Origin of the sequence: Nocardia sp. NPDC058244 (assembly GCF_042882065.1) — a bacterium.
Lineage (GTDB): Bacteria > Actinomycetota > Actinomycetes > Mycobacteriales > Mycobacteriaceae > Nocardia.
In genome coordinates this window covers 161897-175246 of the sequence record NZ_JBHVWX010000002.1, presented here as the reverse complement: position 1 = coordinate 175246, position 13350 = coordinate 161897, and the positions used below count along the sequence as shown (strand labels likewise).

General features: G+C 69.0%; 11 protein-coding genes. 6 read left to right on the top strand and 5 right to left on the bottom strand.

What is annotated here, in order from left to right:
• Positions 1-17 precede the first annotated feature (17 nt).
• The gene (locus tag ACFVW6_RS06940; RefSeq protein ID WP_378825351.1) at positions 18-1292 is read right to left on the bottom strand and encodes a YhgE/Pip domain-containing protein; all 1275 of its coding nucleotides are present in this window, start codon (positions 1290-1292) and stop codon (positions 18-20) included.
• A 293-nt stretch (positions 1293-1585) separates the two neighbouring features.
• Here ACFVW6_RS06940 and purF point away from each other — a divergent pair, with 293 nt between their 5' ends.
• The 6 genes from purF (at position 1586) to purM (ending at position 9889) form a co-directional block, all read left to right on the top strand.
• Positions 1586-3133, top strand: a complete 1548-nt coding sequence (gene purF / locus ACFVW6_RS06935) for an amidophosphoribosyltransferase (protein WP_355270965.1) — start codon at positions 1586-1588, stop codon at positions 3131-3133.
• Between the two features lie 255 nt (positions 3134-3388).
• Positions 3389-5005 carry an ABC transporter substrate-binding protein gene (locus ACFVW6_RS06930; protein WP_365010247.1) on the top strand — a complete coding sequence of 539 codons (1617 nt, stop codon included), beginning with the start codon at positions 3389-3391 and terminating at the stop codon, positions 5003-5005.
• An 83-nt stretch (positions 5006-5088) separates the two neighbouring features.
• Positions 5089-6099, top strand: coding sequence for an ABC transporter permease (locus tag ACFVW6_RS06925; RefSeq protein ID WP_378825722.1), 1011 nt, complete (start codon positions 5089-5091; stop codon positions 6097-6099).
• Complete coding sequence (locus ACFVW6_RS06920) at positions 6099-7055, top strand: ABC transporter permease (protein WP_378825355.1); 957 nt, start codon at positions 6099-6101, stop codon at positions 7053-7055. The genes ACFVW6_RS06925 and ACFVW6_RS06920 overlap by 1 nt, the downstream gene beginning before the upstream one ends.
• Complete coding sequence (locus ACFVW6_RS06915; protein ID WP_378825358.1) at positions 7048-8721, top strand: ABC transporter ATP-binding protein; 1674 nt, start codon at positions 7048-7050, stop codon at positions 8719-8721. The genes ACFVW6_RS06920 and ACFVW6_RS06915 overlap by 8 nt, the downstream gene beginning before the upstream one ends.
• Before the next feature lie 88 nt (positions 8722-8809).
• Positions 8810-9889 (top strand): phosphoribosylformylglycinamidine cyclo-ligase, encoded by a 1080-nt coding sequence (gene purM / locus ACFVW6_RS06910; protein WP_355270972.1) that lies wholly within the window; start codon positions 8810-8812, stop codon positions 9887-9889.
• A 289-nt stretch (positions 9890-10178) separates the two neighbouring features.
• Here purM and ACFVW6_RS06905 read toward each other — a convergent pair whose 3' ends face one another.
• The 4 genes from ACFVW6_RS06905 to ACFVW6_RS06890 form a co-directional block, all read right to left on the bottom strand.
• Positions 10179-10400 (bottom strand): DUF3073 domain-containing protein, encoded by a 222-nt coding sequence (locus ACFVW6_RS06905; RefSeq protein WP_355270973.1) that lies wholly within the window; start codon positions 10398-10400, stop codon positions 10179-10181.
• A 175-nt stretch (positions 10401-10575) separates the two neighbouring features.
• The gene (locus ACFVW6_RS06900; RefSeq protein WP_355270975.1) at positions 10576-11526 is read right to left on the bottom strand and encodes an asparaginase; all 951 of its coding nucleotides are present in this window, start codon (positions 11524-11526) and stop codon (positions 10576-10578) included.
• The gene (locus tag ACFVW6_RS06895) at positions 11523-12206 is read right to left on the bottom strand and encodes an MOSC domain-containing protein (RefSeq protein WP_378825363.1); all 684 of its coding nucleotides are present in this window, start codon (positions 12204-12206) and stop codon (positions 11523-11525) included. Before ACFVW6_RS06895 ends, ACFVW6_RS06900 begins: the two co-directional genes overlap by 4 nt.
• Entirely contained in the window at positions 12203-13327 is a 1125-nt protein-coding gene (locus tag ACFVW6_RS06890; RefSeq protein ID WP_378825365.1) for a YgfZ/GcvT domain-containing protein, read from the bottom strand. The genes ACFVW6_RS06895 and ACFVW6_RS06890 overlap by 4 nt, the downstream gene beginning before the upstream one ends.
• Positions 13328-13350 lie beyond the last annotated feature (23 nt).

Sequence of the window (13350 nt, the reverse complement as noted above, 5' to 3'; positions counted from 1 at the left end):
GGGTGACGAGGACGGTGTCAGGCGGTCTCTTTCTTGCCGACCATGTTCTCCCGGTGCAGTCCCTTGAAGTCGTAGTACTTGGTGATCGCCACACCGCCGACCAGCGCCAGGAACAGCCCGAGCAGCGACATCCAGATTCCCCGGCCCAGTCCCGCGGTGTAGTCGGATTCGAAGTACAGGATCGAGCGCATGCCCAGGTACACCTGATGCATCGGCTCGAACTCGGCCAGCCAGGCGATGTAGGTCGGGACCGCCTGGATCGGGACGGTGCCGCTCGACGAGGGCAGGCCGAGGATCACGAACACCGCCAGGTTGATCAGCAGGCCCGCGGTGCCGAAGGCGGCGAGCGAGGCCATACAGGTCATCCCGACCGCGATCAGCGCGAGCATCGAGAACAGCAGCAGCTGCGTCGGCTGGTCACCGGCCACGCCGAGGACCTTCGCCACCGCCAGGTAGAGCAGCGAGACCACGACGGCGACGACGACCATCACGCCCCACTTGATCAGCAGGGTGTGGAACCGGGAGATCGGCGTCGGCGGATAGTGCACGTACCAGGGGCCGTACTCGGTGGGCTGGAAACCCAGCTGGGCATCGACCATCGTGTGGATGACCATCGCGCCGACCACGCCGGCCATCAGGATCAGCAACGCGTAGAAGAAGGCGGTCAGGCCGAGTCCCGAGCCCGCGCGCAGCGGTCGCCAGTCCTGCTCGACCACCTGGATCGGCTGGGCCAGGGTCAGCTGCGCGGCGCCGGAGATCTCGGGTGCCGGTGCGCCGGCGGGCGTCGCGGCGATGGTGTCGCGGACCCGCGTGGTCAGCTGCTGCCCGACCTGTTCGTTCACCTCGGCCATCGCCTGCGCGCCGATGCGGGTGACGATGCCGGCGGAGTACGGGCCCATCCCTGGGTTGGTCTGCACGGTGATGATCGGGCGCTCGATCTCGCCGCCGACCACGCTGCCGACCCCGAGAATTCCCAGCCGTTTGCTGAAGTCGCTGGGGATGATGATGGCGCCGTAGATCTGGGCGGTGCGCATCAGCCGTTCGGACTCGCTGATCCCGACCACGCGCAGGTCGACCTGGTCGGCGGGAACACCGGCGACCAGGCCGTCGGCCACCTGCTTGCCGAAGTTGACCTGCTCGGTCCGCCCGCCGACGTCGATGGTGTCACCGACATCCTGGTTGACCAGGACGACCGGGAAATCGTGCAGGTTGCCCTCCGGATCGGCGATGTAGGCCAGGTACATGATGCCGAGCAGGGACAGCACGACCGCGAGAACAGTGGTCGGCGCCACGATGATCCTGACCCACTGCCGGGGAGAGATCCGGACTGTGGCCGACGTCGCATCGGTCCGGGGTGCTGTCCCGGAATCCCCCGGTTCCGAATCGGCGTTGACCGTAGGGGAATCAGCGGGTTCGTGCGCACTGCCATCGGTGGTCACGATCGGCACGGTAGCAGCTGTGCCTCCCGGAATCCGTGTGATCGCCCGCGGTCGATTGCGCGAGGTTTGCGCCGCGGTGTACGTCGCGGTGCGAATCACCCGTAGAATGACGGGTGCCCCCAGCCCGCCCGAACAGGGAGCAAACGGTGAATGACCCCCTAGAGCCCGAGAACGAGCCCCGGGAGGAGTGCGGCGTCTTCGGCGTCTGGGCTCCCGATGAGGACGTCGCCAAGCTCACCTACTACGGCCTGTACGCCCTGCAGCATCGCGGGCAGGAGGCGGCCGGTATCGCCGTCTCCGACGGCTCCCAGATCCTGGTCTTCAAGGATCTCGGCCTGGTCTCCCAGGTCTTCGACGAGCAGACCCTCGGCGCGATGCCGGGGCATATCGCCGTCGGTCACTGTCGCTACTCCACCACCGGTGGCGTCACCTGGGAGAACGCGCAGCCGATCTTCCGCACCACCGCCGTCGGCTCCGGCCTGGCGCTGGGGCACAACGGCAACCTGGTCAACACCGCCGAACTGGCCGGGCGCGCTCGCGAACTCGGCCTGATCGGGGCGGGCGTCATCGACGGCCGCCCGCAGATGACCGGCGCGACCTCCGATTCCGACATCGTCACCGCGCTGCTGGCGCACGCCGCGGCCGACTCGTCCATCGAGCAGGCCGCGATGGAGCTGCTGCCGCAGCTGCGCGGCGCGTTCTGCCTGACCTTCATGGACGAGCACACCCTCTACGCCGCGCGTGACCCGCACGGCGTGCGCCCGCTGGTGCTGGGCAGGCTCGACCGCGGCTGGGTGGTCGCCTCCGAGACCGCCGCGCTCGACATCGTCGGCGCCGCGTTCGTCCGCGAGATCGAGCCGGGCGAGCTGCTGGCCATCGACTCCGACGGCGTGCGCTCCATGCGCTTCGCCAACCCCGAGCCCAAGGGCTGCGTCTTCGAGTACGTGTACCTGGCCCGCCCCGACACCACCATCGCCGGGCGCTCGGTGCACTCCACCCGCGTGGAGATCGGCCGCAAGCTGGCCAAGGAGCACCCGATCGAGGCCGATCTGGTGATCCCGGTGCCCGAGTCGGGTACGCCCGCCGCGGTCGGCTACGCCCAGGGTTCCGGCATCCCCTACGGCCAGGGCCTGATGAAGAACGCCTACGTGGGCCGCACCTTCATCCAGCCGAGCCAGACCATCCGTCAGCTGGGTATCCGGCTCAAGCTGAACCCGCTGCGCGAGGTGATCCGCGGCAAGCGGCTCATCGTCGTCGACGACTCGATCGTGCGCGGCAACACCCAGCGCGCGCTGATCCGCATGCTGCGGGAGGCGGGGGCACTGGAGATCCACGTCCGCATCGCCTCGCCGCCGGTGAAGTGGCCCTGCTTCTACGGCATCGACTTCGCCTCGCGTGCGGAGCTGATCGCCAACGGCACGGGCGCCGACGACAGCTACGCCGACATGGTGGAGAACGTGCGCCGCTCGATCGGTGCCGACAGCCTCGGCTACATCTCCACCGAGGGCATGATCGCCGCCACGGAGCAGCCGGCGACCCGGCTGTGCACCGCCTGCTTCACCGGCGACTACCCGATCCCGCTGCCGCAGGAAGCGGCCATCGGCAAGAACGTCCTCGAGGGCATGCTCTCGGGTCAGCCGGAGTCGAAGCTGCTGGGCGAGAACGTGAATGTCGACGCGCTGAGCAGGCCGTAGCGCCGCAACGCTTTCCAGGAGGGGCCGGTCAGGATAAACCTGATCGGCCCCTTTTGCGCTGTGTACGTGAATATTTCCGGTAACCGATAATTACGTAAGATTAGTTCATAACATCCCCGCAATTTTTCGCCCGATTTGAAACTGGGCGGTAATGGTTCGCCTGTACGGTCCCCCGATATATCGCTGGCTCACCGTGTGGTCGCCGCTCCCGTGATCCGGGCGCGGCGGCGACGTGGCGTTCGAGAATGGGACCTGATGTTGAACAGTGCATTGAGCGCTCGCAAGAATCGCGCGAAACAAGTTGCCGCAGTGGGTGTCGCGGCGGTGGTCGCGGCCGCGCTGGCGGGTTGCGGTTCGGGGCGCACCGATGAGGCGGGGTCCGGGGCGGGGCTGGTCGTCGGCACGACGGACAAGATCTTCTCGCTCGACCCGGCGGCCGCCTACGACAACGGCTCGCTGCTGGTGGAGAACCAGATCTATTCGTATCTGCTGAATTTCGCGCCCGGCGACACCACACCCAAACCCGACGCGGCGGAGAAGTGCGAGTTCAGCACGCCTACCGTGTACACCTGCAAGATCAAATCCGGGCTGAAATTCGCCAGCGGAAATCCGTTGACCGCCAAGAGCGTCAAGTTCTCCTTCGACCGGATGCTGAAGATCAACGATCCGCACGGTCCCGCTTCGCTGCTCGGTAATCTCGACAAGACCGATGTGGTCGACGATCTCACCGTCGCGTTCACGCTCAAGGTCGCCAACGACCAGACCTTCCCGACGATCCTGCCGACCCAGGCGGGCCCGATCGTCGACGAGAAGGTGTTCCCGGCCGACAAGGTCGCCACCGACGACGAGGTCGTCGCGGGCAAGGGCTATTCCGGGCCGTACACGATCACCAGCTACGACAAGAACAAGCTGGTCGAGTACCGGGCCAACCCGGACTACCAGGGCATCCTCGGCACGCCGAAGAACTCCACGGTCTCGACCAAGTACTACGCCACCTCCGACAACCTCAAGCTGGACCTGCAGAACGGCGCCATCGACGTCGGCTACCGCTCGTTCACGCCCACCGACATCGATTCCCTGCGTGCCGATTCCAAGGTGAAGGTCACCGACGGGCCCGGCGGCGAGCTGCGCTACATCGTGTTCAACATGAACACGATGCCGGGCAACACCCCCGAGCAGAAGCTGGCCGTGCGCAAGGCGTTCGCGTCCTCGGTGGACCGCGAGGCGCTGGCGTCGGCGGTGTACAAGAACACCTATCAGCCCGCGTACGGCTATGTGCCGCAGGGCATGACGGGTGCGGCCGAGCCGCTGAAGCAGCTCTACGGCGCCAAGCCGGACAAGACGGCGGCGGCGAAGTTCCTGGCCGACGCGGGCGTGGCCACCCCGGTGACGCTGAACCTGCAGTACAACCCGGACCACTACGGCTCCAGCTCGTCCGAGGAGTACGCCGCGGTGAAGTCGCAGCTCGAGGCGTCGGGCCTGTTCAAGGTGAACCTGCAGTCCACGGAATGGGTGACCTACCAGAAGGAACGGGCCTCCGACGGCTACCCGATGTACCAGTTCGGCTGGTTCCCGGACTTCCCGGACGCCGACAACTACCTCTCGCCGTTCTTCGGCCCGAACAACTTCCTGCAGTCGCACTTCGAGAACCCCGGCATCAACGCCCAGCTGACCGCCGAGACCACCGAATCCGATCCGGCCAAGCGGGTCGAGCTGCTGCGGAAGATCCAGACCGACCTGGCGCAGAACTTCCTGCCCACGCTCCCGCTGCTGTCGGGTAAGCAGGTCGCGGTGTCCAAGCCCGGGGTCTCTGGTGTCGATCAGACCCTCGACGGCTCCTTCAAGTTCCGGTTCACGGTACTGAGCAAGTGAGTGACGTACCCGCCGCGCCCGGATTGCTGATCCGGGCGCGGCGTTTCGGGTGGACGCGCGGCGGGGGTTCCCGCCAGGTGGCGCTGCTGCGGTACCTGCTGATCCGGCTGCTGCTGATTCTGCCGACCGCGTGGTTGCTGGTGACGGTGGTGTTCTTCCTGATGCGGGTGATCGGCGACCCGATCAGCGCGGCGATGGGTGGCCGGCTGACCCAGGACCAGATCGAGCAGCGCAAGGAGGCGGCCGGCCTCAATCGTCCGATCCTGACCCAGTATTGGGAGTACCTCACCGGTTTCCTGCACGGTGACTTCGGGCGGACGCAGGACAACCAGGCCATCGGCGAGGTGGTGATCACCTACGGCGCCGCCACGTTCGAGCTGGTGTTCTGGGGTCTGCTGGTGGCCTTCGCCGTGGGCGTGCCGCTGGGCAGATACGCCGCGACACACCGGGATTCGACCTCGGACGCGGTGCTGCGGTTCTCGGCGGTGCTCGCGTACGCGGCGCCGGTGTTCTTCGTCGGCATGCTGCTCAAGCTGATCTTCTCGGTGTGGCTCGGCTGGTTCCCGGTCGGCGGGCGGGCGAGTACCGATGTGGAACTCGCGCTACAGCACGTCTCGCCGAAGACGAACATCCTGATCATCGACTCGATCCTGTACGGCGAACCGTCCTATGTGCTCGACGTGCTCGAGCACGCGGTCCTGCCCGCCGTGGCCCTTGGCCTGCTCACCGGCGGCATCTTCCTGCGGCTGGTGCGGGTGAACCTGATCCAGACGCTGCGCAGCGACTACGTGGAGGCGGCCAAGGCGCGCGGCCTGTCGAAGCGTGTGGTCACCGGCAGACACGCGGTGCGCAACGCGCTGATCCCGATCATCACGGTGATGGGCATGTGCATCGCGATGATGCTCGGCGGCGCGGTGCTCACCGAGACCACCTTCGAATGGAAGGGCCTCGGCTATCAGCTCGCCGAGTATCTGCGGGCGCGTGACTTCATCGCGGTGCAGGGCATCGTCGCGTTCATCGCGCTGGTGGTCGCGGTGATGAGCTTCGTCGTCGACGCCATCGTCGCGCTGATCGACCCGAGGGTGAGGTTCTGATGAGCACCGCAACGGTGAAGCGGCGCCGGATACCGGGTGCCGGGCTGCTGTCGATGACCGCTGGGCTGCAACGGATCACGCTCGTCACGGGGCTGGTGCTGGTCGCGGGTTTCGTGTTCGTCGCGGTGTTCGCGCCACTGCTCGCGCCCTACGGGCTGGCCCAGAACAGCGCCGACGGTGTCGCTTTCGTGCCGCAGCAGGGGCCGTCGGCCGAGCACTGGTTCGGTACCTCGGTGCGCAGCGAGGACGTGTTCAGCCGGGTGCTGTTCGGCGCGCGCACCGCGCTGCTGGTGATCGTGATCGCGGTGGTGCTCTCGCTGCTGGTCGGGGTGCCGCTCGGGCTGCTGTCCGGGTTCGTCGGGCGCTGGGTCGACCGGGTGCTGGTGCTGGTCATGGACGCCATCTACGCGTTCCCGTCGCTGCTGCTGGCCATCGTTGTGTCGATCGTCGTGGCGGGCGGTACGTCGAGCAGTCTCGGCGGCATGCTGTCGGCGGCCATCGCGATCACGGTTGTCTATGTGCCGCAGTACTTCCGGGTCGTGCGCAACGCGACGGTGGCGGTGAAGACCGAGCCGTACGTGGACGCGGCGCGGGTCACCGGCGCCTCGACGGCGCGGATCATGTTCCGGCACATCCTGTCCAACGTCACCGGCTCGCTGCCGGTGATCATCACCATCAACGCCGCCGACGCCATCCTGACGCTGGCCGCGCTCGGTTTCCTCGGCTTCGGCATCGAGCCGACCCAGGCCGCCGAATGGGGCTACGACCTGAACAAGGCGCTCAACGACGTGTCCAACGGGATCTGGTGGACCTCGATCTTCCCCGGCACCGCGATCGTGCTCGTCGTCCTCGGGATGACGCTGGTCGGGGAGAGCATCGACGAGACGCTGAACCCGCTGCTGCGCACCCGGCGGGCGGTCACCACGGTGGACGAGAAGGAGAAGACCGATGACTGAGACGGCGATCCGCACCCCCGCGCTGTCGGTGTCGGGGCTGTCGGTGACCTTCGCCACCGACAGCGGGCCGGTCGCGGCCGTGCGGGAGGTGTCCTACGAGGTGTTCCCCGGCGAGGTGCTCGCCATCGTCGGCGAGTCAGGGTCGGGCAAGTCGGTGAGCTCGCGCACCGCGATCGGGCTGCTGCCGCACACCGCGCAGGTGCGCGGGCTGGTCACCCTGGGCGACCGCGCGGTGACCTCGATGACCGAGAAACAGCTGACCGCGTTGCGCGGCGGCGCGGTCTCGATGGTCTTCCAGGAGCCGGCCCGCGCGCTCGACCCGCTGTTCACCGCGGGCTTCCAGATCTGCGAAGCCCTGCGCGCGCACAGCGGGATGGGCCGCAAGGACGCCAGGGCCAAGGCGATCGAACTGTTGCGCACGGTCGGGCTGCCCGATCCGGAGCACCGGGTCGACTACTACCCGCACCAGCTCTCCGGCGGGCAGAAGCAGCGGGTGATGATCGCCATCGCCATCGCGTGCGAGCCCAAGGTGATCATCGCCGACGAGCCGACCACCGCGCTCGACGTCACCGTGCAGGCCGAGATCCTGGAACTGCTGCGCGACCTGCGCGACCGGCTGGGCAGCGCGATCGTGCTGATCACCCACAACATGGGCGTGGTGGCCGACCTGGCCGACCGGGTGGTGGTGATGCGGGCGGGCGAGGTCGTCGAGCAGGCGCCGGTGCACGAGCTGTTCGCGAGCCCGCAGGCGGAGTACACCAGGGCGCTGCTGGCCGCCGTCCCGCATCTGGGGGCGGCGACCAGCGCGCGACCCGCCATCGACCCCGACGCCGAGCCGGTGCTCGCGGTGCGCGATCTGGTGGTCCAGTTCCCCGGGCCGTTCGGGCGGCCCGCGTTCCGGGCCGTCGACGGGGTCAGCCTGCGGATCCGGCCGGGGGAGACGCTCGGGCTGGTGGGGGAGTCGGGGTCGGGCAAGTCGACCATCGGCCGGTGCGTCGCGGCACTCCAGCGGCCCACCTCGGGGCGGGTGCTGATCCGTGGGCAGGACATCGCGGAGCTGTCCCAGCGCAAGCTGCGGCCCATCCGGCGGCGCTTCGGGTTCGTCTTCCAGGACCCGGCGGGCTCGCTCAATCCGCGCCTGACCATCGGCGAGTGCGTGGCCGAGCCGATGGTGGTGCACCGCACCGGCGACCGGGACGCCGTCCTGGCCAGGGTCAGGAAGCTGCTCGACGACGTCCAGCTCCCCGCGGGCACCGAGCAGCGGTACCCGCACGAGTTGTCCGGCGGGCAGCGGCAGCGGGCCAGTCTGGCCAGGGCGCTGGTGCTCGATCCCGACCTGCTGGTGGCCGACGAGCCGACCAGCGCGCTCGACGTCTCGGTGCAGGCGGCGGTGCTCGAGCTGTTCGCGCAGCTGCAACGCGAGTGCGGCTGGGCCTGCCTGTTCATCAGCCACGACCTCGCCGTCGTCGACCAGCTCGCCGATCGGATCATGGTGCTGCGCGAGGGATCCTGCGTCGAGGAAGGCGACAACGAACAGATCCTGCGCCACCCGCGCCACGAGTACACCCGCCGCCTGGTCGCCGCGGTCCCCGTCCCCGACCCCGTGCGACAGCGCGGGCGCCGGGCTGAGATCGCCGCCACTTTCGCCACGGAGCTGGAACAATGAGTTAGGAGCCGCCAGCGGGCTGAACCGGCGGATCACTTAGAGTTACTAGGCATCTGTCCGCCGATTCGGTTTGGAGCTTTCCCCCACAATGACTGAACAGACCCCCAGCGGTGCCGGCGCTTCCTACGCCGCGGCAGGCGTGGACATCGAAGCGGGTGACCGCGCCGTCGAATTGTTCGGACCATTGGCGAAGAAGGCCAGCCGACCCGAGGTGCAGGGTGGGCTAGGTGGCTTCGCCGGCCTGTTCGCCCTCAAGGGCGGATACCGCGAGCCGCTGCTGGCCGCGTCCACCGACGGTGTCGGCACGAAGATCGCTGTCGCCCAGGCGCTGGACAAGCACGACACCGTCGGCCTCGACCTGGTCGCCATGGTCGTCGACGACCTGGTGGTCTGTGGCGCCGAGCCGCTGTTCCTGCAGGACTACATCGCCATCGGCAAGGTCGTCCCGGAGAAGGTCGCCGAGCTGGTCTCCGGCATCGCCGAGGGCTGCATCAAGGCCGGTTGCGCGCTGCTCGGCGGCGAGACCGCGGAGCACCCGGGCCTGATGGACCCGGACGACTACGACCTGTCCGCCACCGGCGTCGGCGTCGTGGAGGCCGACTCGGTGCTCGGCCCCGACCGCGTTCGCCCCGGCGACGTCGTCATCGCGATGGGCTCCTCGGGCCTGCACTCCAACGGCTACAGCCTGGCCCGCAAGGTCCTGCTCGATATCGACCGGATGTCGCTGACCGGCTACGTCGAGGAGTTCGGCCGCACCCTCGGTGAGGAGCTGCTCGAGCCGACCCGCATCTATGCCAAGGACTGCCTCGCGCTGATCGCCGAGACCGATGTGCGCACCTTCTCGCACGTCACCGGTGGTGGCCTGGCCGCCAACCTGGCGCGCGTGCTGCCCGCAGGCCTGGTCGCCGAGCTGGACCGCGGCACCTGGAACCCGGCGCCGGTGTTCAAGCTGATCGCCCAGCGCGGTCGCGTCGAGCGCGTCGAGATGGAGAAGACGTTCAACATGGGCGTCGGCATGGTCGCCATCGTCGCGCCCGAGGACGCCGACCGCGCGCTGGCGGTGCTCACCGCTCGCCACATCGACTGCTGGACCCTGGGCCAGGTCAAGAAGGCCGCCGACGCCGACGCCCCGCGCGCCGTGCTGCTGGGCGATCACCCCAGGTTCTGACGCACTGTCTCCACCACGTGAGCCGGGTCGCTGCTGCGGCCCGGCTCACGTCTTTGCAGCGGTTTGTTTGTTCGCCGTAGAAACGGCTATCCCGAGCGAGTGGGGTAGGTGCCCGTCGGCTCGGGGCGGTCGGGGCCTCGAGGCGGCGAACACGACGAGCGTCCTGTGTGTGCACAGGACGCTCGTCGTCTATTCGGATGTTCGCCGTACTCCTGCGAGCCTGGCGCCGTGGACCGGACAACGGCTGAAGGGGGAGGCCGCGTTGGCCTCCCCCTTCACCGGCGTTCGGTCAGCGGCGCCAGCTGTCGTAGTCGTCGTCCTCGTTGTTCCAACGGGATGCCGACTCGTCTGCGTCGTGCTCATCGGAAATCACGCCGCCACTTCTCGGTTGAGAGTGCGGAGTGCTATCCGACAGCTCGCGCTGAAGGCTCGCGAAGTCGGTCGGCGCGGAGCTGTACTTGAGCTCACGTGCGACTTTGGTCTGCTTTGCCTTAGCCCGGCCACGGCCCATGGCTGACCCCCTCGCGTCACTGCGGGGCGGCCTGGGGTTTGTTGGCGGCCCCGTTCGAATTAATACTCTTCCTGACAGACACTTTAGCGTGTGTTAGACGGTCGCGCTCCCAGGAGTGGGTGAAGAACTACCGAACCGCCGCCGTTTGCCCCTTCTTCGCCCGAACCGCCTGGTCTCAGAGCACTCCCGGGATCGCCCGGATGACGCCGACTCTGGCGTCGCCGCCGAGCACCGCGGTGGCCGCGAGGTCGGTGTGCCGGTCGGTCCAGTCGACCCCGAGCCTGCGCAGAATCGCCAGCGTCAGCGGCATCCTGGCCCGGTCGTGACCGTCGTCGATCTTGTACGCGAAGGCCCGGCCGTCGGGGAGCGCGCCCGCGTGCACGCCGTCCGCGCCGATCTTGCAGAACAGGCCGGGGGTCGCCGCCATGGCCAGCAGGTCCGGGCCCTTCGTGCCCGAAATCACTCGCGGATTCGCCCGAACGGCATCGGCGATCCGGCGCGGCGCGGTACCGGGCTCGGCCGTGGTGAAGCCGGCGAACGCGCGCGCGAGATTGATCAGCGAGACGGGCACGATCGGCAGGCCGCAGCCGTCGATGCCCAGGTCGGTCTCCGGTTCGCCGGTGACGTCGGCGACGGTGGCGAGTACGGCCTGCTGCAACGGGTGCTCGACGTCGAGATACCCGGTGCGCGGCCAGTCGTTGATCACGCAGGTGGCCAGCATCGCCGCGTGTTTGCCCGAGCAGTTCATGTACAGCGGGCTCGGGCCAGAGCCGGTGAGCGCGGCGGCACGGGCCCGCTCCTCGAAGGGCAGGTCGGGCGGGCAGGCGAGGTCGGTCGGGCTGAAGCCGTAGCGGTCGAGCAGCCTGCGGACCAGGGCGATGTGGTCGGGCTCGCCGAAATGCGAGGCGGTGGCCACGGCCAGTTCGTCGTCGTCGACGGGGTCGAAACCGTTGCGCAGCAGGGTCAGCGCCTGCATCGGCTTGTTGGTCGAACGCGGGAAGATCGGGCCGTGCACCTCACCGAGTTCGAGCGTCGGGGTGCCGTCGGCGTCGAGCACCACCACCGACCCGCGGTGCACGCACTCACGGAAGCCCGAGCGAACGACCTCGACCAGTTCCACGCTCATGACCGCACCTCCAGGTCGACGTCGGCGCGGGTTCTGGTGTGCCGGTCGATCTGCCTGCGGACGTCGTCGGAGATGGTCGGCTCCTCGGTCCGCAGACGTTCGAGCAGGGCGGGGTCGGCGCCGGTGAACACGTCGCGCACGGTGATGCCGTGCGCGGGGACGTGCACCACGCGCGCCTCGTCGCCCGCGCCGATCGTGCCCTCGGTCAGCACCCGGAAGTAGGCGCCGGTGTCGGAGCGCAGCGTGAAGCGCTTCACCCACTGCCGTTCGCCGGTCCACTGCTGGAAGCTCGAGCAGGGCACCCGCGGCGCGCTGACCTCGAGCAGGGTGTCGCCGATCGTGAGGTGCGCGCCGAGCACCGCGTCGCTGATCGGCAGCCCGCTCAGCCGCAGGTTCTCGCCGAACCAGCCGGCGGGCAGGTCGCGGTCGAGTTCGCCGCCCCAGCGGCGGGCATCGTGCTCGTCGTAGGCGTAGACGGCCTGGTGCACGCCGCCGTGGTTGACGGTGTCGCAGACGTGGTCACCGGCCAGGCCGAGCGCGCTCACCGCGACCCGGCCGTCGACGGGACGCTTGTCGATCGCGCTGCGGCCGACCCGGCCGCGGACCTCGATCTCGGCGTGCACGACGCACACGGCCTCGACCCGGCCGGTGTCACCGACACGCAGGAGCGGGCGGCTCATCGCCCGCGCAGCCGGTCGACGGCGGCCCGGCCCGCCTGCACGACGTCGTCGGCGGGGACGGAGTCGGGGTCGATGGCGGCGGCCATGGTGCCGACCACCAGTTCGGTGCCGGCGGGGACCGACCGCTTGACCAGCGCCAGCGCGATCGGACCGAGTTCGTAGTGGTCGACGACGGTGCCGAGCCTGCCGACGGTGCGGCCGCCCGCGGTGACGTCGTCGCCGGTGGCCGGGCGCTCGTCGGCGGAACCGTCCAGGTGCAGCAGCACCAGGTTGCGCGGTGGCTTGCCCAGGTTGTGCACCCGGGCGACCGTCTCCTGGCCGCGGTAGCAGCCCTTGTTCAGGTGCACCGCGCCGTGCTCGTCGACGCCGCCGATCCAGCGGGCCTCGTGCGGGATGGTGCGCTCGTCGGTGTCGACGCCGATGCGCGGCCGCAGCGCGGCCACCCGCAGCGCCTCGAAGGCCCACATGCCCGCCGGCGCGGCCCCGGCCTGGGTGAGCTTGCTCCACCAGGCGGTGAGGTCGGCGCGCGGGACGACGAGGTCGAAGGCGTCCTCACCCGGCCACGGCATCCGGCGCAGGAAGCCGCCGCCCGGCAGCGCCACGGCGACGTACACCTCGGGCAGCGCATCGATGCCGAGCGCGCCGAGCAGCGTGCCGACCTGCGGGCCGAGCAGGCTCAGTACGGCGTAGTCGGGCGCGGCCACGGGCTTGGCGTCGGCCCAGAAGACCATCTTCTGCAGGAACGACAGCAGTTCGGCACCGCGCTCGGCCTCGGTGTCGAGCCAGGCGGTGCCGTCGAGGTCGGTGAGCACGAAGTGGTGCTGCACGCGGCCGTTGAGGTCGAGGTCGAGATTCTCGGCGCTGTGCCCGTCGGGCAGCGCGGCGATGTGCTGGCTGGTGATGGTGTGCAGCCAGCTCAGGCGCTCGGCGCCGGTGATCGTGGCGACGGCGCGATGGGAGCGATCGACCACCGCGACTTGCTGCGCGGCGGCCTTCTGTTCACCGAACGGATCGCCGTAATGCCAGGCGACGGCAGCGTCCGGGGAACCCGGCGCGCCCGCGACAGCACCCGGAGTGTGGAGAACAGGACTGGGGGCGACGACCACCGACACATCACCCACTGTAGGCGCGTCCACCGACACGC

Excerpts from the sequence above, each read along its gene's own strand:
- ACFVW6_RS06930 (WP_365010247.1), top strand. The coding sequence starts at position 3,389 with ATGTTGAACAGTGCATTGAGCGCTCGCAAGAATCGCGCGAAACAAGTT.
- ACFVW6_RS06915 (WP_378825358.1), top strand. The coding sequence starts at position 7,048 with ATGACTGAGACGGCGATCCGCACCCCCGCGCTGTCGGTGTCGGGGCTG.
- ACFVW6_RS06895 (WP_378825363.1), bottom strand. The coding sequence starts at position 12,206 with ATGAGCCGCCCGCTCCTGCGTGTCGGTGACACCGGCCGGGTCGAGGCC.
- purM (WP_355270972.1), top strand. The coding sequence starts at position 8,810 with ATGACTGAACAGACCCCCAGCGGTGCCGGCGCTTCCTACGCCGCGGCA.
- ACFVW6_RS06905 (WP_355270973.1), bottom strand. The coding sequence starts at position 10,400 with ATGGGCCGTGGCCGGGCTAAGGCAAAGCAGACCAAAGTCGCACGTGAG.
- ACFVW6_RS06920 (WP_378825355.1), top strand. The coding sequence starts at position 6,099 with ATGAGCACCGCAACGGTGAAGCGGCGCCGGATACCGGGTGCCGGGCTG.
- ACFVW6_RS06900 (WP_355270975.1), bottom strand. The coding sequence starts at position 11,526 with ATGAGCGTGGAACTGGTCGAGGTCGTTCGCTCGGGCTTCCGTGAGTGC.